The 24425-nt window shown below is 69.2% G+C and carries 15 protein-coding genes; 9 read left to right on the top strand and 6 right to left on the bottom strand.

The genetic code is table 11. The features are described 5' to 3' along the window. Positions 1-13: 13 nt before the first annotated feature. Entirely contained in the window at positions 14-3694 is a 3681-nt protein-coding gene (locus AABN02_RS00075) for a hypothetical protein (RefSeq protein ID WP_338412883.1), read from the bottom strand. Positions 3695-3704: 10 nt separating this feature from the next. After that, a complete protein-coding gene (locus tag AABN02_RS00070; RefSeq protein ID WP_338412882.1) occupies positions 3705-11036 on the bottom strand; it encodes a hypothetical protein in 7332 nt (2443 codons plus the stop codon). Positions 11037-11740: 704 nt separating this feature from the next. Here AABN02_RS00070 and AABN02_RS00065 point away from each other — a divergent pair. The 8 genes from AABN02_RS00065 (at position 11741) to AABN02_RS00030 (ending at position 20420) form a co-directional block, all read left to right on the top strand. Next, on the top strand, positions 11741-12931 hold the full coding sequence (locus AABN02_RS00065; protein WP_338412881.1) for an ATP-binding protein: 1191 nt from the start codon (positions 11741-11743) through the stop codon (positions 12929-12931). Positions 12932-13009: 78 nt separating this feature from the next. After that, entirely contained in the window at positions 13010-14581 is a 1572-nt protein-coding gene (locus AABN02_RS00060; RefSeq protein WP_338412880.1) for an ATP-binding protein, read from the top strand. Continuing rightward, on the top strand, positions 14578-16905 hold the full coding sequence (locus AABN02_RS00055; RefSeq protein ID WP_338412879.1) for a phage integrase family protein: 2328 nt from the start codon (positions 14578-14580) through the stop codon (positions 16903-16905). Before AABN02_RS00060 ends, AABN02_RS00055 begins: the two co-directional genes overlap by 4 nt. 536 nt (positions 16906-17441) lie before the next feature. Then, the gene (locus AABN02_RS00050; RefSeq protein WP_338412878.1) at positions 17442-17783 is read left to right on the top strand and encodes a DsbA family protein; all 342 of its coding nucleotides are present in this window, start codon (positions 17442-17444) and stop codon (positions 17781-17783) included. 105 nt (positions 17784-17888) lie between these two features. Then, positions 17889-19256, top strand: a complete 1368-nt coding sequence (locus AABN02_RS00045; protein ID WP_338412877.1) for an FAD-dependent oxidoreductase — start codon at positions 17889-17891, stop codon at positions 19254-19256. A gap of 190 nt (positions 19257-19446) precedes the next feature. Further along, positions 19447-19662 carry a hypothetical protein gene (locus AABN02_RS00040; RefSeq protein ID WP_338412876.1) on the top strand — a complete coding sequence of 72 codons (216 nt, stop codon included), beginning with the start codon at positions 19447-19449 and terminating at the stop codon, positions 19660-19662. 54 nt (positions 19663-19716) lie between these two features. Next, the gene (locus AABN02_RS00035; RefSeq protein WP_338412875.1) at positions 19717-19929 is read left to right on the top strand and encodes a hypothetical protein; all 213 of its coding nucleotides are present in this window, start codon (positions 19717-19719) and stop codon (positions 19927-19929) included. Between the two features lie 131 nt (positions 19930-20060). Next, positions 20061-20420, top strand: a complete 360-nt coding sequence (locus AABN02_RS00030) for a hypothetical protein (RefSeq protein WP_338412874.1) — start codon at positions 20061-20063, stop codon at positions 20418-20420. A 104-nt stretch (positions 20421-20524) separates the two neighbouring features. On the opposite strand, the gene AABN02_RS00025 is transcribed toward AABN02_RS00030, so the two are convergent. From AABN02_RS00025 to AABN02_RS00010, 4 genes are read right to left on the bottom strand one after another with little or no spacing between them, the layout of a single operon-like run. After that, positions 20525-20842: a non-heme iron oxygenase ferredoxin subunit gene (locus tag AABN02_RS00025; RefSeq protein WP_338412873.1), complete on the bottom strand. Its 318-nt coding sequence runs from the start codon at positions 20840-20842 to the stop codon at positions 20525-20527. Between the two features lie 32 nt (positions 20843-20874). Continuing rightward, the gene (locus AABN02_RS00020) at positions 20875-21366 is read right to left on the bottom strand and encodes an aromatic-ring-hydroxylating dioxygenase subunit beta (RefSeq protein WP_338412872.1); all 492 of its coding nucleotides are present in this window, start codon (positions 21364-21366) and stop codon (positions 20875-20877) included. 3 nt (positions 21367-21369) lie between these two features. After that, positions 21370-22638 carry an aromatic ring-hydroxylating dioxygenase subunit alpha gene (locus AABN02_RS00015; protein ID WP_338412871.1) on the bottom strand — a complete coding sequence of 423 codons (1269 nt, stop codon included), beginning with the start codon at positions 22636-22638 and terminating at the stop codon, positions 21370-21372. 14 nt (positions 22639-22652) lie between these two features. Next, positions 22653-23639: a 2Fe-2S iron-sulfur cluster-binding protein gene (locus AABN02_RS00010; RefSeq protein ID WP_338412870.1), complete on the bottom strand. Its 987-nt coding sequence runs from the start codon at positions 23637-23639 to the stop codon at positions 22653-22655. Positions 23640-23762: 123 nt separating this feature from the next. On the opposite strand from AABN02_RS00010, the gene AABN02_RS00005 reads away from it, so the two are divergent. Further along, the coding region (locus tag AABN02_RS00005; protein WP_338412869.1) for a LysR substrate-binding domain-containing protein at positions 23763-24425 on the top strand (663 nt) is incomplete at its 3' end.

The following is a 24425-nucleotide window of genomic DNA, read 5'->3' as shown; positions in this document are numbered from 1 at the left end:
TTGCCGGTGCGGGTCAGGCGATCCTGCGGGTCAGCTTGGCCGTGCGCCCGTCGGGGGACGCGAGCGTCACGGTGACGTTGCCGCCGGTGCCGCGCAGGGCGACGGTGATCGGGGTGCCCTGCAGCGTGGTCCGGCTGCGACGCAGCGGGATCGCGGCCAGGTCGGCGAACACGTTCTCTCCCGGCACCGCGAGCGGGATCTTGTCCAGTGTCTTCGACGTCATGGCTGCCGGCGTGTACTGCACCGTCAGCGTGTACGGGCCGATCGGCGTCGGCGCGATAGGGACCGTGGTCAGGAATGACAGCAGGAAGCCCCTGCCCGGTACCTTCATGACCTTGGGCAGCATGATGTCCGGGGCCTTGATCGGCGATCCCGGCGGCACGTCGAGCACCTGTTCGGTGGCGCGGCCGAGCGGGTCCGACAGCAGCCAGCGCACGCGCAGCCGATCGTCCACCCTGGCGCGGCGCAGCAGCAGGTGCAGGCCGGTCGAACCTGATGCGCCGGGCGTGCGCCACAGCCCGTGCGCGCCCGGCAGCGGGGGCGTGGTGCCCACCCGGTCGAGGCGGTCGGCGCTGCCGGGAATGTCCGGGTGGCTGAACAGCGTGTCGCTGCGGCCATCGGCATGTTCGGCGATCACGGTGATCTGCAGGCGGTGCGGGCCGAGCGGGGTTTCGTCCACCGGGGCGAGGCTGGTGGCATCGACCTGTACATCGGGCAGACCGCCGCCTGGCCAGTGCCAGGCGAGCGCCGACAGGTCCGGGGGCGTCGCGGGCGGCACGATCACCTCGCGCAGCGCGCTGGCGAAGGACCGGCCGCCGTACAGGCCGCGGGGCGGGTCGTCCGCTGACCAGGCCACGGCGCGGTAGAACACCCGTTTCCACGAACCTTCGACCGGGTCGCGGCCGTTGACCGTGCCGATCACCTGCGCCACACCGCCGTCAGTCGGCACCGTGGGCGTGACGGTGTAAGGACCGGTCGAGCCCGTGAGGCGCGCGATCGGCGGCCCCATCGTGTCGAGCAGCAACGCGGCTTCGGGCACCCGCACGCGGTGAAGGTCGATGCGCGACACCGCGGCCCCTGGCTTGCTGCGCACGCGCAACTGCGCCCGCCAGGCGGGGGGGGCCACGCTGTCGTCGAGCACGCGGGCGACTTCCAGGTCGGGGGGCGATGGCAGCACCACCTGCGGCGCCGCATACGCGATGGGCCGCTTGCGCAGACCCGCTTCACCAGGCTGTGGCCAGGCCGACTCCACCAGACCGGCGCTCTGGCCCAGCACGACATAGAGATGGATCTCCTTCGAGCCGCGCGGCAGCGTGACCTGCAGGCTGGTCGTCGTCACCGGCTGGGCGTTGACCCGCGTGAACGAGCGCCGCGACGCGTCGGCCTCGAACGCATCGCGCAGCGCCACCAGCCGCTGCGACAAGGTCAGTGACTTCGACGCCGAGGCCAGGCCGCGGTCCGCCCGCAGTTTCTCCTCGGTGGTGGTGTAGACGAAGTACCCGGCTGCGCCGGCGGTGACGGGCCATTCGATGCGGGCGTGGTGTTCACCCGCGGCGTCGGCCATGCTCGCCAGCAGCACGTCCTCGTGCTCGATCAGGACGACGGGCGGCCGCGGATCGGCGGTGCTGGCCACCGAGGGCTCGCCGCTCCAGGGGCCTTCGCGGTTCGGCCAGCGGTTCTCGATCGCGCGCGCCCACAGCGCCAGGCCGATGCGCGGCGCGGCGTCGAAGTCGAGGCTGAAGCCGCTGACCGTGAGGCGGTAGCGCCGCGGGCCGGCGGTCGTGGGGGGCACCGTTTCGAATTGCTGGCCGTCCTGCGACAGGTATTGCAGCGTGACCGTGAACGCGGGGTTGGCCATACCGGATGCGGTGCCGTCGTGAACGACCTTGAGCACGTCCGGCCCCAGGTCCCCCAGCGCCATCGACAGCCGGACGGGGATGCTCAGGTCGGCCGGCGCGGTGCCGAGCTTGGCCTGCGCATACAGGCGCCCGACGAACTCGAAGCGCTGCGGGCTGCGGGCGGCCCAGTCCCAGGCGTATTCGAGCACCAGCACCGCCGGACACCGGCCCGCGGCCACCGGCGTCACATCGAGCCGCGACGAGAGGATCGACACGGGCCGCACCGGTGGCTCGCCGACCTGGAACGGCGCGCTGGTCCAGGCGCTCCACAGGCCGAACAGGTCCTGGTGCGCAAGGCCGTAGAGGAGGGCGTTCGGGTTCGGGGCGCTGGCGAGGGCGTAGCGTTCGTCGAGCGCCAGCAGCCGGCCGGTGGCTTCCTGCACAGGGCTGGTGGTGGCGCTGATCGGCTGCAGCGCGGTGTCGTAGGGTCGCGGGTCCATCAGCGGTGTCACCGGTCCGACGGGCGCCTGCTGCGCGCGGGCGAACGCGTAGCTGCCGACGCGGAACGGCAGCGTGTCGTTGAGCTTGTCCCACGAGACGCGGGTGACGCTGAGCCAGTCGGCGTCCGTGCCCTGGGGCGAGCGCAGGCCGTCGCTCGCGGCCAGCAGGTTCGTGGGCACCGGTGGCGGGTTGCCGAGGCCGGGCGCGAACACGAAGGCCGCGTAGTCCACTGTGTCGCTTCGCCCGTCCGCGCCCCGCTCGAAGCGGGCGGTGACCATGTAGTCCCAGTCGCTGCGGCTCGGGTCGCCGAAGAGCTGGCGGTCGCCGAGCGTGATCGGCGGGAGGTCGATGTCGACGAAGGCGGTGCCGTAGCCGCTGATCAGCGACGACAGCGGGTCGGTGGCGGCGCCGAACAGCAGCGTCTGCAAGGGCTTGAAGCTGGCGTGTGCCGGGTTGCTGCCAGCGCCGCCGCCGACCAGCGGCAGCATGTGATCGACGGCAAACTCGCCCTGGGCATCCGGCGGGAAGTTCTCGATCATCTTGCGCAGCGGCTCCAGCATGCTGATGTCCATGACCTTGAGCATCGCCTTCGGGTTGGCGAGTTGCCAGGCGGGCGCGGCCACCCCCGCGGCGATCTGGCCTTCCCAGCCGTAGAACGCCGCGCCGCGCTGGAAGCGGTCCAAGGCGGCCGCCCGGGGGTCGCCGAGCGCGTTGACGAACCCCTGCTTGGTCATCCGGGCAAAGCCGCCGCCGGACTGGGGGTCCACCGGCAGGCCGACGATTTCCACCGGCCGCCATTGCGGGTCATCGGCGGCCTCGGGCCCGATGCCGGTGATCGACACCAGCGTGGCGCCGGCCGACAGCACCAGGCACTGGACCGCCGGCCCCGACAGCCCCTCGGTGTGGAAGCCCGCCGTCAGGCTGCGCGTCGCGACGATCGACGAGGCGAACGGCGCCCCGGCAAAGGCGATCAGCGTCTCGGTGCCGGCGCACTGGAGGGTGACGCGCACGAACACACGCGGCCGGTCAAGGTTGAACAGCCGCAAGCCGAGAAAGTTGACCTGCGTCACGGTGACCTTGGCCTCGCCCTGCGCCGGCATCGCCGGGCGGCGCCAGACGGTGAACGGCTCGGTCGGGTAACCACGGTCGGGTGCGAGCAGCCACCGCAGCTGCACGATGCGGTCCGGCCTCGGGGTGCCGACGTCCTCCTTGAAGCGGTCGAGTCGGCGCTCGGTGATGATCTGCTTGGGCGACGGCGCGCGCTCAATGTAGCGGCGGTAGACCGTCGTCCAGTCGATCAGCGCGCCGAGCAGCAGAAACTTCGTGGGGTCGACGATGCGCTTGGGGTTGGCCATCGTGTGCTCCTCAGAGTTCTTCCCAGGGAGCATGGTCGAGGACCCGCTCGATGAGGGTGGCGCGCTGTTCGCCCTGGTTCAGGAACGGCAGCGCAGGGAAGGCGAGGCTCACCAGATCGATCTTCAGGGTCTTGCCTCGGGCGTTCGGCGCCAGCACCACGAGGGCGCGCTGCCCGCCCGGGGCGCGGATCACGCCGTTTGGTGCGACCACGCCCGCGGCGCTGAGGTCCTGCAGTTGCAGCCACTCGGTGTCGGCCAGCACCCAGCGCTCGGCCTTCACCGGCCCGGTATCGTCCTCCACCTGGCATGGGTACGGCCGCGAGCGCCACATCGGCTCGGTCGCGTCGATCAGCACCGCCTCCGGCTGCGGCGGGTTCGCGCCCTGCTGCGACCAGAACACGACGATGCGCGCGCGGTCCGGCACAGCAAGCGGCTCCAGCCCCTGCGCGCGCCACTGGTTGTCCAGCTCCGGCCCCTGCGGCACACGGCCGTTGAACCAGGCCCGCACGGCTTCGAACGCGCCCGGCTCGCAGTACCGGCCGCTGACCTTGGGCGACTGCAGCGCCGTGGCGAAATCGGCCAGCGTCGCGAACCCGCCGGTGGAGAAGTGGCGGCGGAACACGCTGGGCCCGCGTGCGGTGTCGGGTGCGCCGGCCGCGACCAGTTCCACGTCAAGGATGTAGTCGGTGAAGGGCTCCAGCGGGATCGGGATGTCCACCATGCTGTGGCGCACGCGGTCCTCGTCCACCGGAATGCAACTGCCGTCGAACATCTCCGCGACGATGTCTTCCCAGGGCGACAGGACCGTCGCCTTCATCGGCCGCATCGTCACGCTGTTCAGCGGGAACGGGTGCGGCACGCCGCTCGGCGCCGGGTGGCGCGCCGACGCAGCCTGGAAGCGCAGTCGCAACTCCTTGCCGTAGGCGGCGAACACGCGGTCGACGTCGTGGGTATTGAAGACCAGCCGCGTCGGCTCGCCCCCGAAGACCGCCGTCTCGCGGTCGGCCGGCAGCGTGACGAGCAGCCAGGGCTCCAGCCGCACCGGCAGTGGCGGCGTCGAGGCGAAGACCGGGGCGGGCGGCACGGCGCTTTCGCCTTCGATGCGGTCGGTCTTGAACCAGAAGGTCTGGGCTTCGGGCGTGGCCACCGTGCCCCGTTCGGTGCCGTCGCCCTTGCGCTGGCCGTGCCAGTGCGCGGTGAGGCGGTACAGCGCATTCGGGAACAGCAGCACGTTGTCGCTGCTGGCCGGGCCCAGTGCGCTGACGATCACCTTGCGCTCCTTGTCGATCTGGGTGGTGTCCCAGTCGCTGCGTTGCAGCTCGGACTGGCGCACCGCGCAGATCGCGGCGACGAAGTAGCTGGGCGTGCCCATCTTGTCCTGGAGGCTGGTCGACTGATCGGTGTGCCGCGTGCCGATCTCGACGCGCGCGGCCTTCGGCTGCTTGCCCAGCCGCAAGTACACCGGCACCCAGCCCGGGTGGTTCCACGACAGCAGTTCGGCGATGTCGTCGGCCCAGGGCCCGTTCGAGTCGGTCCAGTGCGGCGGCAGGGCCTTGGGCGGCACCAGGTCGGCGGTGCTCGCCGACACCGAGTCCAGTTCCATCCCGGCGGGGTCGAGTGTTCGGGCCACCAGCCGCTTGCCTTCGAGCAGGTCGCGGCGCACGAACACCAGCAGGTCCAGTCGCGCACAGGCGCCCAGATCGAGCGTGATGACATCGTCGAGCGGGCCGCGGGTCACGCCCAGCGCCTTCAGCCGCTTGCGGACCTCGTCGCTCTTCGCGGGATCACCGAAGACGATGGGGCGGCCGTCGTCGTACATCGGGGCTTCCAGCAGCCGCACCTCGCACTGCCGGGGCGGTGCGGTGGCGGCCTGGACGTTGAGCGCCGCCTGTGCGGGGGCGCCGGGGCCGAACGTGCGGTCCAGATCGGCGCGGCTCAGCGCCTCACCGTGCTGGAGGCGCCGGGTCACTTCGGCCAGCGGCAGCGTGGCGGCTTGGCGCACGAGGAGATCGGCCGCCACCTTGGCATGGAGTGCCGGGCTGATGCGCAGCGGCACCTGGTCTGTCGACTTGACCAAGGCGCGGTGCACCGGGTCAGTGGAGGCAACCGCCGCGCCCGAGGGACCCGCGGTCAGCGACTGCACCGGCCCTTGCCCCCCGACGACGAGCCGAGGGGTGTTGACTGGGCTGTTGCCGATGTTGCTGCCGGGGAGGGGCAGTCCAGGCACGGGGCCCTGGGGCTTCTGGTAACACGGTACCAGACCGCCCACGACCAGCGCCGGGAAGATCCCGCGCAGGGCGTCGAGCGAGGTGTCACCCGAACGCCAGCGCTCCGAGACATGCAAGGTCGTGTCGGGCGGGGTGGAGCGGCGCGTGCCGGCCGGGTCGGGCCAGGCGGTGCCTTCGAGATCCCATCCCACCGGCGAGGCGCCATAGCGCTCCCAGCGGAAGGTCCAGAGCACGTCGGCCGGCGGTGCGGGGTCCTCGCAGACGCGGCCCCAGCGCTCATGGATGGTTTCTTCGAGGCGCTCGTTCTTCTCGATCGCCTTGGTCGCGGGCGTCGGCTCCCAGGTGAAAAGCGCGAGCTGGGCGATGGCGTTGGTGCCGGTCGCGTCCTGCAGCGCCCACCAGACGACCGGGGCCGTGCTGCCCTGGACCGCGGGGCTGATGACCGAGCCGGTGGCAGGGTCGATGCGCTCGATGGCCACCTCGACCAGCTCGTAGCGGTAGCGCTCACCCCCGCGTTCGGCAAAGCCGTCGGCCGGGAGGCCCGGGGCGTTCGTCACGTCGGTGCCCAGGCCGGTCACCTTGAGCCCCGCGGCGGCCACGGGCGGGACCTTCATCGAGACCACCGGCACCACGTCGATCGGCACGGCGAGCAGGCGCGGGTCGTCGAAGGCGGGCCGTCCAGGCAGCGCCAGTTCCAGCGCGTCGCCCAGGCTCGCGTCGATGCCGCGGTCCACGCCCGTGCCCTGCAGCAGGGCAGGAGAGCGGCTCTTCAGCGACACCTTGTCGATCAGGATCGGCATGGGGGCGGGCGGCGGCTCGGGCTCGCTGATCGTGATCGACACGCAGCCCCGCACCTCGAAGAACAGGAAGCTCACATGGCCGCACGCTTCGCCGTGGACGTAGAGCGCCAGGTCGCCGCCGGGTTGTTCGCGGACGATGACCGTGAGCTGCGCGTCGGCGCCGATCGAGACGATGAACAGGCGCAGTTCGCCGCTGACGTACACCGTGCCCGCGAGCACAAAGGGGTCGAGCCCGAGCACCGCGTCCATGCCACCGCCGATGCGCAGGTACAGGCCGATGTCGGTATCGCCCCAGGTGAACGAGGCGGCCACCCCGAGGCCGATGCCGAAGCCGGTGATGGCGGGCAGCGTCGCGTTGTGCGCCGTGTAGGCGGGCAGGCCGTCGCCCTTGAACATCAGGTAACCGGTGCCCTTGACAATCCCGAGCACATCGACCTCGACCGGGTGGCCCAGGTCGCTGCGCGCACCGAGGTAGATGTGCCACTTGTTCGCGTCGGCGCCGAAGGGGAAGACGGCCTCGATCGGGATGACAATCTTGATCAGGTGCTCGATGTCCCACTGCACGAGGATGCCGATCAGGAAGTGCTCGGGCGTGATCTCGATGACGGCGAGGATGCCGCCCGAGCTGCCGATGGCGTCCATGCTCGGCGGGGGCGTGACGATGCGCGCGTTCATCATGATCAGCACGCGCGGGCCGGGCAGCTCCAGCAGCAGCGTGCCGTCGAGGTTCATGATGACCCCGCCCTCCATCGTGCCGATCAGCATGCCCAGGCCGAAGGCCCAGCGGTCGACGTGCGGGGTCCAGAGCTTGACCTGGGTGTCCGGGTTGATCAGCAGGTGGGGCTTGCCCCCAGCCGCGGCGAGCCAGGCGAGTGCGGGCACGCCGCTGCCCTGGCCGATGGCCGGGTTGCGCTCGTAGTGCATGCCGAAGATGCCGCGGAAACCGAAGATGCCCAGCCCCGTCGAGCCCAGCGGCAGCCCGACCGGCAACACCACGTTCAGCCCGACGTAGACGCCGGTCGCGGGGCCGCCGGCTTCGGCCGGGATCGTCGCGATCTCGAGCGCGGCGGCGATGCGCAGGTTGATCGGCCGCAGCGTGATGTCGATCTGCCCGCCGATCGTGGAGATGACGTGGCCCTGCGCGTCGGTGGTCGAGCCGACCTGCATGTAGCCAGAGCCGACCAGCGCGCCGGGGATGTCCACGCTCGCGGCGAGCGCGGTGAGTTCGGGCGGGCGCGGCTCGTCGAGGTAGGCGCGCACGCTCGCGCGGTCCACCGACACCACGCCGAGGTCCACGCCCAGGCCGATGTCGATCTCGAAGGTGAGCGGGTTGGTGCGCGACAGCCTCGCCCCGAGCACGCGCAGGATCTGGCCCAGCGGCTCGGCAATCTTGAGCGCGCCGCCGTTGGCCAGGTCGATGGTGTAGCCGCGCGAGCTGTCGAAGATCGGGCGCAGCACGAACTGCTCGGTGCCGTCGTCGCCCCGGTTGCCGAAGCGCAGGCCGATCGCCTTGTAGCGCACTGACAGCGGGTGCTCCTTCTCGATCTTGATCAGGTCGAGGATGTTGGCGGTCCAGTCGATGCCGACGTCGAACAGCAGGTTGCCCTCGAACTCGTCGCCGCGGTCGCGCTGCAGGTACTCGGCGCCGAAGACGATGACGCGCTCGACCTGGAACCACGGCAGCGCGGCCACCACGCCCGGCAGCGCGAGCGCCGTGCCGGTGAGCACCGCGTCGCCTACTTCGCCCTTGCCGCCCGCCGCCGCGCTGGCGGCCAGCGGCCAGAAGCTCAGGTAGCTGCCGAGCAGCGTCAGGCCGAAATCCTTGCCCGCGGGCGGCGTCTCGCCGGGCATCCAGCCCCAGCAGGCCAGGCCGTTCTTGTCGGCCGGGTCGGCACCGACCGAGATCAGCGTGGTCGTGCGGCCGGTGCCGGGGTCGGCCTGGCAGAGCAGATGGAGCTTGGTGATGCCGTCGGCCGGGTTGTCCGGGCCGAGCGGGGCGCCGTTTTGCAGGGTGCGCCCCTGTGGCGGCGGGTGGCCGTCCAGTTCACCCGAGGCCGCGAGCTTCTGTTCGGAGGCGGTCTGGAAATCGACCTCGGCCTCGATCTCGCCGGCCACGAGCGTGCTGCGCACCAGCCGCACCTTGAGCTTGACCGAGCGGAACCAGTCGGGCACCGGTGGTGACGCGACCGGCGGATCGACCGGCTCGATCGTCACCGGCTGGGGCGGCGGCGCCGTGGGCCGGTTCAGCGTGCCCTGCGCGTCGTCTTCGGCGGTGCTCAGGCCGGGCGGCAGTTCGACGCGGGCGAGCCACCAGTTGCGGTCGCCCGGGGCGACATGGCTGGCCCAACCCGACCCGGTGATCCAGGCGTTGACCGCCATGGTGTCGGGCGGGGCGTCGCCGGGGTCCATACCCGTGAAATTGAAGTTCTTCGCCGGGAAGGCGGCGGCGATGCGCTCGCGGGCGGTGATCGCGCGGCGCCGCGCCAGGTGGTAGTTGTACTGGCGGTCGCTGGCCTCGTTGTGGCCCTCGTAGCTGGCGTGGCCGCGGATCGTCAGGGTGGATGCGGCGGGCGCGAGGTCGAAGTAGCGGCGATAGGCGTCGATCGGGTCGCGGTGGGTGCCTTCGCGGTGGTGGTCGATGCGGCTCACGGCCCGCTGGGTCGAGAGGTTGTCGCCGACGCCGCCGTAGTGAGCCAGGTCACCGGCTTCGTTGGCCGACGGCACGGCCGCGGGCTCGTCGAAGTAGAAGAAGACGTCGAGCGTGCTCGGCACCGCCATGCCCGGCCGGCGCGCGCGCACCGTGTGCGTCTCCCCGGGGGCGAGGGGCACCGACAGGCTCGCCTGCGGCCCTTGCTCGGCGCCGCCGTCGACGCTCCAGAAGAGGGTCGGATCAGCCGGATCGGTGGTGACGAGCACGGCGTCATCGGTCTGCGAGGCGATGACGATGTGGGGCGTGTCCGCCGGGGCGCTGAGCGTGGCCACCAGCGGCGGGGCGGGCGTGGGGCCGGGGGTGGGCAGGGCCAGGGTGGCGGTGCGCCGCTCGGCGTGGACGGTCAGCGTGGCGTGGACCGGGGTGGCGCTGGTGTCGTCCACGGTGATGACGATGTCCTGGGGCGACGCCGCGCTCAGGTCGATGGCGAAGGCCATGCCGCTCTGCTCGGCGCCGCCGCCGACGCGCACCTTGCGCTGGTACGGCGCCCGCCCCCCGGAGACATCGACCACCATGCGCGTCAGCGCCGGCACCCGGGCGCGGGCCTCGGTGTCACTGACGCGGTCGATGCCGTAGGTGCGGCCATCGGTGTCGATGAAGCGGGCGGTGAGCTTCAGCTCGCCCGAACCCTGGTTGACGAGCGCCGCCTCGAAGTCGCCCCAGATGCCGTCGCCCGACCCGAAGCCGATCAGCAGCTCTCTGGCGCCCGCTTCGAAGGCGAAGTCGCGCGCCCCTTCCGGCGAGATGAAGATGCGCACCTCGGGCAGGTACAGGCCGGTCCAGTCGTCGCCGACGCCGCACTTGCTCATCACCGCGGGCGGGGTGGAGTCGTTCGAGAGATCCAGCGTCGCGCTGCGGAAGCCGATGCCGAAGACCCGGTCGTGGTCGCCGCCGACGAAGGCATAGGGCGGCGTCATCCCGATCAGCTCCGCAACGCCGATGTCGCCGGGATCGTCCAGGCTGGACACGCCGGCCGACACCAGGTCGAAGGTCAGCTGGCTGCCGATGGCGTTGCCGTGTGTCAGCCGGAAGCGCAGCTTGGGCAGGCTGAGCGACACCTCGCGCACGGCGGTGTCGGGCGTCAGCAGGCCCTGGTCGTTCAGCTTGGCCGGGTGAAGAAAAGGCGGGCGCAGCGACGGGGCATCGAGCAGCAGGTCCAGTGTGAAGCCGGTGGTCGGGTAGTCGCTGAAGTCAACTTCGATGGGCAAGGTGTCCCAGGCGTCGAAGACATCGCGGGTCGGCGAGAACGCGGGGGCGCTGATTGCCATGGCCCCGGCGGCCACGATGGCCGAGCCGGCGCGCGGCACGAACAGTTCGAACGCGATCGTGGTTTCGCGAATGTCGAAGACCGGGTCGCGCCGACTGGGGTCGAAGGCGGCGGCACCTTCATCCACGCCAGCGTCGATGCGCAGGCCTCCTGCGGTGGGGTCGATGCTCGCGTGGCCGTTGAACTCGCACCGGCCACGCACGACGACGCCGAAGTCATCGGTGGCTGTCTCGAACGACACGACCCGCACCAGCGACAGCGTGGCATGCGTGGCCCCGAGGTTTTCCCCGCGCAGCACGTAGGGTGCCACCAGATCCAGCAAGGCAAGGTTCGGCATTGCACGCTCCCCGCTTCAAGAGTCCCAGACCACAACCCCGCATGCGCACCCGATTGGGCGGGACGAACCTCGGCGGCGATCCTTGTGAAGGCGAAAGAGGATTGTGCGCAGTTGAGTTGCCACGGGCATCCTCAACCTTGTGGAGGCGAGGAACAAGGCGATTGCACGAAGCCAAGCGCTGAAACGGGGCAGGCGAATGCGGGTCAAATGAAGGCATCACAAAGGCACTTCAATGGCGCGAGCGAGGCGGACATCCGCGCGGCCTGCGGCTTTGGTCGATCGCACATCTACCGCTACCGTCTCATTACTGAACGCTGCTTGGCGCAGCATCCGGACGGGAACGTGACCCGCACGCATGGAACACAACTTCGCTTGAAACTTGGACACATCTTCTGTTGTGTGAGCGACCTCGACCGGCCTGGCCACATTTTTATCACCAACAGACGCCCTGATAATCACCCTTCTCAGGGTGTCAGAAAAATATGCTCATCGCCCACTTGCCAGATTGACGGGGGTGGTTTTTGAGCCCCACAGAGGCCGCACGACCCCGTCTGGCCGCCGTGACAGGCCTTGAGTACGCTCAGTGCGCCTTCCAGGCCTGACGCCGGCTCGCCATCCCCGCCGCCGCCGCACTGCCCCGCAAGGGGCGGCTGATCGATATTATCGTTATTTAATAACTTTTATAAACTCTCTACACTTGACGCATGGACGCCGTCAAGAACCCCTTTGCCCCTGGCGCCGGATCCCCGCCGCCGGAACTCGCTGGTCGCGATGACCTGCGAGAAACCGTTCGCGTCGCTGTAGAGCGCACGCGAGCGGGGAAGTCCGCGCGCAGCGTGCTGATGGTCGGCTTGCGCGGCGTGGGCAAGACGGTGCTGCTTGACCGCATGCGCTACGACGCGGAAGCCTCGGGCGTGCACACCGTCCGCATCGAAGCCCCCGAGGATCGCTCGCTGCCCGCCTTGCTGGCGCCGCGGTTGCGCGTGGCGTTGCTGCGGCTGAGCAAGCTGGCGCATGCCAAGGACTTGGCCGTGCGAGGCTTGCGCGCCCTGGCGGGCTTCGCCAAGGCCCTGAAGGTCACCTACGGCGACATCGAGGTCGGTCTGGACTACGAAGGTGAGCCCGGCCTGGCCGACAACGGCGACCTGGAGCACGACCTGCAGGAACTGCTGGAAAGCGCCGGCGCGGCGGCCAAGGCGGCCGGCACGGCCCTGGTGCTCTTCGTCGACGAGCTTCAGTACGTGCCCGAGCCCCAGTTGGCGGCCCTCATCACCGCGATGCACCGCTGCGCCCAGCGCCAGGCACCCGTGCTCCTCGTGGGTGCTGGTCTGCCGCAGTTGCGCGGGCGCATGGGCAATGCGAAGTCCTACGCCGAGCGCCTGTTCACGTTTCCCGAGATTGGCCCGCTCAGCGCTGACGCAGCGGTGCGTGCCATCACCAGGCCCATCGAGGCGGAGGGCGCTGAAATCACCTTCGGCGCCGTCGAGCGGATCTTGGCCGACACACGCTGCTATCCCTACTTCCTCCAGGAATGGGGCCAACGGAGCTGGGAAGCCGCTGTCGAGTCCCCCATCAATGCCGATGACGTCGAGCAGGCGACGACCACGGCCGTGGCGGCGCTCGACGAGAGCTTCTTCAGAGTGCGCTTCGATCGGCTGACGCCCCAGGAAAAGCGCTACCTGCGTGCCATGTCCGAGCTGGGTCCCGGCCCCCATCGATCCGGGGCGATCGCCGAGTGTCTCAAGCGTGAAGTCAGTTCGCTGGGTCCCGTGCGCAGCTCGCTGATTGTCAAGGGCATGATCTGGAGCCCCAGCCACGGCGACACCGCGTTCACGGTCCCGTTGTTCGATGAGTTCATGCGGCGGATCATGCCCAGCGAAGATTGGCGCACGTAAGTGCACATGGGAACGCGGTGGCCGCAAGCCCCACCTGACGCCGCATCGCCAGCCGACCGCCCCCACTACACTTGTCCCATGAGCCCCGCCACCCCTGCACTGCCCCGCAAGAAGCTCCCCGTCGGCATCCAGACCCTGGCCAAGTTGCGCGACCAGGACTGCTACTACGTGGACAAGTCGGGTCTGGCGATCGACCTCATCGAGTCGGGTTCGTACTTCTTCCTCAGCCGCCCCCGGCGCTTCGGCAAGAGCCTGCTGGTGGACACCTTCAAGGAACTCTTCGAAGGCAACCGCGGGCTGTTCGAGGGCCTGGCCGCCGAGACACGCTGGGACTGGTCGCAGCGCCATCCGATCGTTCGCATCAGTTTTGCTGGTGGTGGGCTAGGGAGCCCGGAGCGCCTGGAGCAGCGCATCTTCGAGATCCTGGACGAGAACGAAAAGCGTCTGGGTGTGCAGTGCCAGCACCAGAGCGTTTCCGGCCGGTTCAGTGAGTTGATCCAGCGCACGCGCGAGCGCCATGGCGCCACCGTGGTCGTGCTGGTTGACGAATATGACAAGCCCATCCTTGACCACCTCCATGACCGCACCCTGGCCGCCCAGATGCGCGAGGGCGTCAAGGCGCTGTACGAGAGCCTGAAGTACGTCGACGAGCACCTGAAGTTCGTCTTCCTGACCGGCGTATCGAAGTTCAGCAAGGTCAGCCTGTTCTCAGGTCTGAACCAGTTGGTCGACATCACGCTGGACCCGCGCTGGAGCGCGCTGTGCGGCTACACCGATGAGGACATCGACACCGTCTTCGCGCCGGAACTGCCGGGGCTGGACCGCGACGAGATTCGCCGCTGGTACAACGGCTACAACTGGCGCGGCACCAGTGTCTACAACCCCTTCGACGTGCTGCGGCTGTTCGACCGGCGCGAGTTCCACCCCTACTGGTTCGAGACGGGCACGCCCACCTTCCTGGTCAACCTGCTGGCCGAGCGCCGGATCTTCACCCCGGACCTGGGTCGCATCGTGGCCAGCGAGGCCTTGCTGTCCACCTTCGACGTGGACACGATGCAGCCCGAGGCGCTGCTGTTCCAGGCCGGCTACCTGACCATCGGCCAGGTGCGTGCCATTCCGGGGCGCATGGAGTTCACGCTCAAGTACCCGAACCTGGAGGTGGAGGCCAGCCTCAACGACAGCCTGCTCAAGCGCTACATGGGCGACGCGGCCGCCTCCGAGGCGCAGATCAGCCGGCTGTGGCGCGTGCTGCAGGCCGGCGACGTGGCGGCCTTGCGCGAGCTGTTCCACGCCTTCTTCGCCAGCATCCCCAACGACTGGTACCGCAACAGTCCGATTGCCCAGTTCGAGGGCTACTGGGCCAGCGTGTTCTACAGCCACTTCGCCGCGCTCGGGCTCGATATCCGGGTCGAGGACTCGACGAACAAGGGCCGCATCGACATGACGGTGCTGGCAGGTGGTGCGGTGTGGGTGTTCGAGTTCAAGGTGGTGGAACTCGTCCCCCAGGGCAAGGCCCTCGCGCAGATCCGCGACCGGGGCTATGCGGACAAGTACCGCGGCCGGGGTGAGCCCATCCACCTGATCGGCGTGGAGTTCAGCCGAGTCGACCGCAACATCGTGGGCTTCGAGGTCGAGACCCTCGCTGGGTGACCGTGACGCCAAACCGCCCACGCGGCCGTCCACGCGGCACCCAGACCCGGCTGCTGCACGAACACGCCGGCCACCTCGGGCGTCACCACTTCGCGTTCCTGCGCGCGCTGCTCGATGGCGTCGAGCTGGAGCAGGCCTGGACGCGCTACCTCGCGTTCTCGGGCGGCCCGAGCGACCGGCGGCACTTTGTCAGCCGCCTGCGCCAGGTGGTCGAGGCGATCGAACACGCGGGGGCACGGCAGGCGTGCGCGGCTGAGTTGGCGGTGGCGCTGCCAGCGCTGCGCGCGCTGCCGGACTTCGTGCCGGCCCGGGGGGCACGGCAGGACACCTTACCGCCGACCGCCACCACGTCGGCCGCCCCTTCCCTGGACGACTGGCGGTCCGCGCAGTGCGGCGCCTCGGGCATCGAGGAAGATTTTTATACGCAGGCCGAGTGGATCGACCTCTATGGGGAGGCGTTCGGCCACGCACCGCCAGCGTCGGCGTCGGCATCCATGCCCGCCCTCTCCCCTGAGCCCGCCCCTGCCCTCTCGGCCACAGTCCACGCACGCCTGGCCGAGACCGCTCACCCCGAAGTGACTCCACGACTGACCCCGGCGCAGCGCCGCGCCGTGATCGACGCGCTGGCCACCCTGGAGCGCGTGCTGGCCCGCGAGGCGCGGCTGGACGACGAGACCGGGTTCTGGCTGGGCGCGGGCCTGCCGCGCGCGCTGGCCCGGGTGGGGGTGCAGTCGCTGGGCGACCTGGTTCGCTACATCAACCTGCAGGGTTTTCGCTGGCACCGCACGGTATCAAGGCTGGGCGCGGTGCGCGCCGTGCGGCTCGTGGCGTGGCTCGTGCCGATCGCGCAGCAGGGGGACCAAGCGATTCGGGACTCGGCGCTGCGGCCCGAGAGCGACCTCGCACGGCTGCGCCAGCGTGACCTGGCAGGTGCGCCGGTGACCGATCTGGCTGATCTGGCTGATCTGACCAGTGGCACGGATCCTCTGATGCCGGTCGCGGTCCCGGTCATGGACATGGCCCTCCCAGATGCGCTCTCCGGACGCGACGGCCTGTTCCGCTCGCCCGACACCAACGTCTGGGGCGCCCAGACCGATGTGCAGGCCATCCAGCAGTGGCTGAGCCGCTACCAGGGCCAGACCCGGCGCGACTACGCCCGCATCGCCGAGCGGTTCTACCGCTGGTGCCTGCAGGTGCGGCGCAAGGCGCTGTCGTCGCTCCAGGAGCCGGACCTGCAGGCCTACCAGGCGTTTGTCACGGCACCGCCGCCGGACTGGGTGCAGCCGCGCAAGGTGCGCCGGGAGGACGCCGCGTGGCGACCGTTCCGGGGTCCGCTGGGCCGCAACAGCCAGCGCCACGAGTTCGCGGTGCTCGGCGGGCTGTTCGCGGCGATGCACGACAAGGGCTACCTGCGCGCCAACGCGATGTCCGGCCTGGGCCGCACGCTGGGGCTGGTGAAGCCCAGCATCGACGTGCGCCGGTCGCTGAACGAGGCCCAGTGGTCGTTCGCCATGGCGGTGCTGCGGGAGCGGCCGGACACGCCGGCGCGGCGGCGGCTGCAGTTGCTGCTCGAACTCGCGAGCACGACAGGGCTGCGGCTGTCGGAGCTGGCGACGACCCGGATGAAGGGTTTGCGGCAGGAGCTGGTGGACGGGGAGCCCGCGTGGCTGCTGGACGTGATCGGCAAGGGTGGCAAGCTGCGCACGGTGATGGTGTTCGACGACATCAAGGTGCTGATGGCGCGGCACCATGCGGACATGGACGCCGCGGGGGTGGGGTTCGAGGATGCCGTCAAGCGGGTGCAGGTGCCCAACAGCCTGCCGACCACGGCTGCGGGCGAGCGCATGGCCGCGAACGACCAGGGGGCAGATGCAGTGGTGCCCACGAGCAACGCGCTCCAGGACGCCCTGCGCGCCGAACACCTGCAGGGGTGGCGGCCACTGATCGGGATCCTGCGGCGACCGCCGCCGAGGCGGGACCTGGACGCGCGCGGCGTGCCGTTCGTGGACCGGGAGCGCCCCGCGCAGGCCGATCGGTACGGCGCGCTGGAGCGCTCGGCGATCTACGGGCTGCTGCGGCGCTTCTTCAGGGACGTGGCGAACGAAGCGGCCACGCGCGAGGGGGCACCGCCAGCGGCCGAGTTCACGCGGGCCTCGACGCACTGGCTGCGTCACACCTTCGCCAACGAGGCGATCAAGCAGATGCAGCCGCAGGTGCTGCAGAGCCTGCTGGGGCACTCGGATCTGCGGGTGACCTCCGTGTACGTGAAGGCGCAGGCGGCTGACCTTGTGCGGGGCATGCGGGCGATGCCGCGCCGGGGCTGAGGGTTGCGGGCGCGCAGTTGCTCGGCAGGAGAAACCACGTGCCAGCGATCCAGACCCAGGAACGATTGCGGGTCGTGCACTCACCCGAGCGCCACAAAGTCCCGCTCGACCCTCCGGGTCTCCTCTACAGGCAGACCAGCCTACCGGGCGAACACCGGCCGTTGACGCTCATCAGGTGCTGGTGCGTCCAGGCCCCCTGCGGATCGTCGCCGCGGTGTCGCGCGCGCTCGGCCTTGGCGCCTTCTTCGATGGCTTGGTTCCGCCCGGTGATGCCACCCGCCAGGCCGGCGTACCCGGGATACAGCGCTCGTGCTGCCTCGTCACCAGTTGCTCGGTGTCGATGTCCGGGCTGTTCTTGACCTGCTCCCTGGTGACGGCGACCGCATTCGGGTGTGCGGTGGCGAACGGACGAGCGGGTCGGTATGGCCGCAGCATGACGAGATGACAAGCGCACCCACGAAGGCTGCACCGCGTCATCAAGGTGTTTCGCTACCGTAACCCGACCGCTGCCGTGGTCGTCTCAGAAAGGCTTCACCATGATGCACCCCCATGCGGAACTGGCCGCCGAAGCGTCCGAGGCTGCGGCGGCGCAAGGCCAGTTCTGGGCGATGCACCGCAAGCTCTTCACCCAGACCCACGACCTGAGCTTGCCCGGACTGACCGCGTGCGCAGAGTCCATCGGGCTCGACATGAACCGCTTCAACGGTGAGATGGCCGATCGGATCTACACGCAACGGATACAGGAGCACCGGCGAGCCGCCGTGCAGAGCGGCGTCCACACCACGCCCACCTACTTTTTCAATGGCAAGGTGATCGATGTCTCCGCCGGCGTTGACCGGCTTGACCAGGCGGTCCACGCCGCACTGATGGGCCACTGAGTCGAGGTCGAACAGACGTACTGGTCGAGTGCGCAGTCACTCTGACACGCTGTTCCATTCGATCGAAGTTGGCGAGTTCTATCGCAATGACCCTGGAGCTGAACAGTGACACGACGGCTGGTGATCATCGGCGGCGATGCCGCAGGAATGTCCGCGGCGGCGCAGGCGCGGCGGATGAAGACGGTGGACGAGTTGGAGATCGTGGCTTTCGAGCGCACGTCCAGAACGTCCTACGCCGCCTGTGGCCTGCCCTACCTGGTCGGCGGCATCGTCACCTCGCCGGACAGCCTGATCGCCCGCACCCCGGAGCAGCACCGTGCCAAGGGCATCGACGTGCGCACGCGCCATGAAGTCACCGCCATCGACGTCAAGGGCTCCGCCGTGACCGTGCGCGACCTCGATGCCGGGCTCGAGTCGACGGTGCATTTCGACGAACTCCTGATCGGCACCGGCGCGTCGGGCCTCTGGCCGCGCTGGCCCGGCATCGACGCGAAGGGGGTGCTGCAACTGCGGACCCTCGACGACGCGGCGGAAGTGGAACGATGGCTCGTGGCGGGCGCACGGCGAGCGGTGGTGGTCGGTGCGGGCTACATCGGGCTGGAGGTCGCCGAAGGCCTGCTCAAGCGGGGCCTTCACGTGACGGTGGTGGAGCGGCTCGATGCGCCGATGGGTGCCGTGCTCGATGCCGACATGGCCACCGACGTCGCGGGCGCGATGCGGGCCGCAGGGATCGACCTCCGGCTGGGCACCGCGGTCACCGGTTTCACTGTGATCGACGGGCGTGTCGCGACCGTGGAGACGGCGGCGGGCGCGGTGACGGGCGCGGTGGAGGCCGACATCGTGGTGATCGGACTGGGGGTGCGCGCCAACGCCGAGTTGGCGCGGGCGGCCGGCATCGGCGTGGGCGAGTCTGGCGGCATCCACGTCGACGACCGCCTGCGCACCGACCAGCCGCACATCTGGGCCGCCGGCGACTGCGTCGAATCACGCCATCGGATGACGGGGCAGTCCGTCGTGGTGGCGCTGGGGACACACGCCAACAAGCAGGGCCGCGTCGTCGGCACCAACATCGCCGGCGGCAACGCCGCATTCGGCGGCGTGCTCGGGACGGCGATCACCCGCTTCCAGGACCTGGAGATCGCCCGCACCGGGCTCACCGAAAAGGAGGCGGCGGCCGCGGGTTTTGACGCCATCGGCGTGACGACTGAGGCATCGACTCGCGCGCAGTACTACCCTGGCGCGCAGCCGATGAAGGTCAAAGTGGTCGTCGAACGTGGGAGCGGCCTCTTGCTTGGCGCGCAGATCGTGGGCGGGGCGGACGCGGGCAAACGCATCGACGTTCTGGCCACGGCGCTGTGGAACAGGATGACCGTGGCGGAGGTGGCCGGGATGGACCTCTCCTACGCGCCCCCGTTCTCGTCCGTCTGGGACCCGGTCTTGCTGGCTGCTGGCAAGGCGGCTGCCATGATCTGAACGAAGCCGGCGAACTGGTCGCCGTCCGATGTCTTGCCAGCCGTTCCGCCAGTGGCGCCTGGTGCGCTGGTCGTCCGCTTCGACTGTGCGGCATGACACAGACAGATCCGCCTGGGTCTGCCAAGCTGACAGCTTGATTCCACCACTGCAGCGAGGCGTGTGCCGTGATTCGGCACATCAGACACCAACCATGCATGCACCAACCATCTGCCCGCGACCGGACCTGATGTACGGCGCAGCCGGACAGGCTTTCCTGTTCATGCCGTTCGATGCCATGCGGTTCCAGTACGCTGGCGCCGTGAAGGCGGGTCTGATTCAGCGATCCATTCTGGCTTCCGGCCAATTGGAGCGAGCGCTCGGCGCCCTGGAACAACTCGTCCTGGGGCCACTGGCCCGGCAGCGGTGATGTCGCGGGAAGGGCCGCGGTCGCCAATTCGAGTGCATGGACCGAAGGAATGACATGTCCAATCCCTGGTTGAAGAAGAACCCGTTCATGAGCATGTGGCTCAGCGCGGCAAACCGCATGGCCGGCTCGCTCCGTGGTCAAGCCACCGCGCAGACCAATCGACTGGTGAAGGCGGCAGTGACCGAGGCCACGAACGAGAACATCAAGTGGTGGACTGCGGCGATGACCGCACCGGCCGCGAAGAAGAAGGCGAGCCGCAAGGGCTGATTTCGGGCTTCCGCGATCTGGCCTGGAGCCGCAGATCGAGCGCCTGTCCTACGGCGTGTCGGCGTGTCGGGTGCTGGATGGACGGGGGCGTCCCGACGACGATGGGAGCACCCGTTCCAGGAGTGACCCCCATGAAATCACCTGCCGCCGTTCCTGCTGACCGTCCATCCCGCGCACTCCAGGTGGCGGCGGTGATCGCGACAGCACTGGTGCTGAGCGCTTGCAACAAGAAGCCGTCTCAGCCTCCGTCTCCCGTGGTGGCGCCGGCTCAGAACCCGTCGGTGCCGACCTCATCGGGTGCCGCCGACCCGTCGGTGCCAGAGGCAGGTTCGGTGTTGACACCGGCCGTTCCCGCCAAGGCAGACCCTGCTGCCGGGCGGTCCAACAGCGCGATGAGCCGGACCCAGGAGTCCAGTGCGATGCCCCTGCCCGGGCAGAACAACGACCACTCTGCGCCGCTGACGCCCGCCAAGCCGGCCAGCGGGCAGTAAGTCCTCCCAGGTCGGAGGGTGCCCACCCCAGGTCTGCAGGTGTTCCGTTTCGCGACGACCGGGGTGTCCCGGCTGGCAGGGCATCAGGCGCGGCCACCGGGCCGTCAGTCGATCTGCAGGAACACGCGCCCGGCTTCGACCTTCACCGGATAGCTGCGCACCGCTTCCGTGATGGGCGCGCAGCTCGGGCTGCCGTCGCGCACGTCGAACTTGCCCTGGTGCAGCGGGCATTCGATCTCGTGGCCGTCCAGGAAGCCATCGCACAGGCGGGCGTGGCCGTGGGTGCAGAGGTTGTCGGTGGCGTAGACGGCCTCGCCGACGGTGTAGAACGCGATGTCGCGGCCGGCCACGGCCACGCCCATCACGTCGTCTTCGGGCAGGTCGTCGGCGGACAGGGCATCGACCCAGTTGGTGGTGCTCATGAATACCTCGGTTCGGTTGGATGCGGGTCAGGTCAGATCGGGTAGATGATCGAATTCGGGATCATCTCGGAGTCATAGATGCACTCGCGCGAGGCGAATTTCAGCCCCGCCGGCGTGCGCACCACGACGTCCAGATAGCGCCCGGTGTTGAACACGGTCGAGACTTCGGACAGCTTGGTGCGGAACACCGCGTAGTTGGCCTCGCAACGCCAGCGTCCGTCGCCGGCTTCGTGGACCACGGGCGTGCCCACGACATGGCGCTGGTAGTAGGGGTCGTGGAACAGCGTTTCCTGGATGCCGTAGACGCGGTCCTTCAGCATCCCCTTGCTGGTGAACGCGAGCGTCGCCAGAGGGAAGCCGCGCTCGTGGTTCTCGCGGGGCTGCAGGCGGTAGACGCAGTCGTCGGTGAAGAACTCGGGCCAGAGATCCCATTGTCCGGAATCGACGGCACTGGAATAGTCGGTGTAGAGCTGGGTCAGTGCGAACCAGTCTTCAAAGGTCAGGGGGGTCGTCGTGGTCGTCATGGCTCAGGCCTCCATCACTTCGCGCCAGTACCGGTACATGCCCCGGATCAGCGTCTCGGTGACCATGTGCTCGGTGTCCTCCACCGTGCGCCCGCCGAGTTCGGCCACGGCGCGGTGGAAGGGCTTGCTCTCGAACGCCTGCTGCGAGAACTCGATGACCTCGCCGTCGTCCGCCGAGACGAAGCCAGCCGGGCCGAACAGGTTAGCCTGACGCAGGCGCCGCTGGGTCATTTCCTCGCTGTCGTCCTCGAAACCGAAATGGGTCCAGACGAAGTCGAAGCTGCCATGGCCGTTGGGCTGGATGTGGCGGGTCGAGACGCTGTTGACCTGCTGCTGCAGGATCACGCTCGGGAAGATCGTCGTCATCACCGCGGTCGGGCCGTTCCACCAGGGCTCGGGCACGATGTCGAGGAAGCTCGGGTCATGGAGCTGCATGGACGCCTTGAAGCTCGACACCTGCGTGACCTGTGCGGTCTGTTCGGACTTGCCCGCCGTCCCGCGGGTGGAGATCATCGCCGCGTGGCGGTGGTGCTCGTCCATGCGCAGCTGCGACTTGTTGTCGGCACGCCAGAGGCCGAAGGTGACGAACCAGGTGTGCAGCAGGCCCGGGTGGTACGGATCCTTGATGTTCTCCTGCATCAGCTTCCAGTTGCCGGGGATGCGCTGGCGGTTGTAGCCGAGGATCTTGAGCTGGCGGCCATTGAAGAGGCGGTCGAAGTAGCCCAGGATGGTCGGGCCGAGGTAGTCCTCCAGCGACTCGATCTCGTGGTCGAAGGAGGCGAAGACCACCCCGCCGCGCACGGCCACCTTCAGCTTGGTCAGGTTGTGGTCGCTGGTCTTGAAGTCCGCCGGCATCCCGCCCTGCACCTTGCCGTCCTGCTTGACGCCTCGGCGGAAGGGCACGCCCTGCAGATCCCCCTTGAGGGTGTAGCTCCACTGGTGGTAGGGGCAGACGAATTCCTTGCGGTTGCCGTGGCGCTCGCGGCAGAAGCGCATGCCGCGGTGGGCGCAGACGTTTTCCATCACGTTGATCGCGCCGTCCGTGTCGCGGGCCATGATGACCGAGCGCTCGCCGATGACGGTGCGCTTGAAGTCGCCCGGGTTCGGCACTTCGGCTTCGAGGCCGACGTAGCACCAGTGCGCCTTGTAGAAGAAGCGTTCCAGCTCGCGCTTGTAGATTGCTTCGTCGGTATAGGCCAGGAAGGGGATGCGGTGGGTGCCGTCGCCCTCCCAGGTCGGTTCGGTGGGGAAGATCGTCGATGTTTCGCTCATGGGTGTCTCCTGGGTCAGCTGCCTTGGCTGTAGAACGCATCGGCATGGATGTGCGCCGCCTCGATGCCCTTGCGGCGCACCACCACCGTGGCCGCCTCGACCATCGGGGGCGAGCCGCACAGGTAGGCGCGCCAGCCGCCCAGCGCACCGTGGTCCTGCTCGATGGCGTCGGTGACCAGGCCGCAGCGCTGCGTCGCCGGGTCGCCGCCGGACCCTACCACCACGTGCACGTGCAGGGCGGGGTGCACTTGCTGCAGGGCTTCGAGCGCCGGCAGGCCGTAGACATCGCGGGGCGAGCGCACGCCGAAGTACAGGTGGATGGGGTTCGCCATGCCCTGTGCGACCGCGCCGCGCAGGATCGACAGGATCGGGGCCAACCCGGTGCCGCCGGCGACACAGAGCATCGGGCCCTCGTGCTTGCGCCGCAGGTAGGCCGAGCCGAGCGGCCCGCTGACCCGGACGGCATCGCCCACCTTCAGGTCCTGGGCGATGTAGCCGGTCACGCGCCCGTCCGGAACCAGCCGGACATGGAACTCGAACACCGCGTCGCCGCTCAGTCCGGCCATCGAGTACGGCCGGATGTGCTGGGGCGTGAACTGCAGCTGCACGTACTGCCCGGGCGAGAACTCGATCGGCTTGGCCGGGCGCACCACGAGGCGCCGGATGTCGTGGGTCAGCGCCTCGATGGCGACGACGGTGCCCTTGACGATGCGCGCCGGATGCACCACGACCTCGTCGGACTCCGGAATCTCGATCGTGCAGGGCTCGGTGAGGTAGGTCTGGCAGGCGAGCACGTAGCCATCGCCACTGGCGAGCGGGTTCTGCTGCTGACCGCCGCCGTCCATCACCTCGCCTTCCAGCACCCGGCAGCGGCAGGTGCCGCAGCGCCCCGCCATGCAGGAATAGGACATCGGCACCTGGGCCTCCTGCAGGGCCTGGAGGAGGTTGGCGCCGGGTTGGACCCGGATGACGCGGTCGAGGGGTTGAACGAGGATGTCCATGGCAGCTTCGGTGGGGTGAGCCGCATCATTCCCGCTTTGTCTCGATCAGCCAATAGAATCCAGTGAATGTGATTCATCACTGAAAATGATGACTACGATGATGGTGATGTGGATGGAGAAGCCATGGAACTGAGGGACATCGATCTCAACCAGCTGGTGGTGTTCCAGCAGCTGATGGTCGAGCGGCGCGTGTCGAAGGTGGCCGAGAACCTGGGCCTGACGCAGCCGGCCGTCAGCAACACGCTGGCCAAGCTGCGGCGGCAGTTCGGCGACGACCTGTTCGTGCGCACGCCGGCGGGCATGATGCCGACCCCGTTTGCCGAGCAGCTCGGCGACACCATCGGCTATGCGCTGGGCATGATCCACAGCGGCCTGAACCAGCACAGCCGCTTCGACCCGGCGAGCGTGCAGCGGGCGGTGACGATCGGCATGACCGACATCGGCGAGATCGTGTTCCTGCCCCGGCTGCTCGAACGCCTGCGCCAGGAGGCGCCCGGCCTCTCGCTCGGCACGGTGCGCACCACGGCCACGACCCTGCGCGACGACATGGAGGCCGGCAAGGTGGACCTCGCCATCGGGCCGCTGCCGCAGCTCAAGGCCGGCTTCTTCCAGCGGCGCCTGTTCCGCCAGCGCTACGTGTGCCTGTTCCGGCAGCAGCACCCGCTGGACCAGCCTGGGCGGCCCCTGACCCTCGCCGACTTCAAGGCCGCGCCGGTGCTGATGGTCATATTTCTCTCCAACCACTGTCCGTTTTCGCACGCGTCCGAGGCGCGCCTCATTCCGCTC

The organism is uncultured Sphaerotilus sp. (assembly GCF_963924895.1).
GTDB lineage: Bacteria > Pseudomonadota > Gammaproteobacteria > Burkholderiales > Burkholderiaceae_C > Sphaerotilus.
The sequence above is the reverse complement of the archived record's forward strand: the minus strand, read 5'-3'. Positions and strand labels throughout refer to the sequence as shown.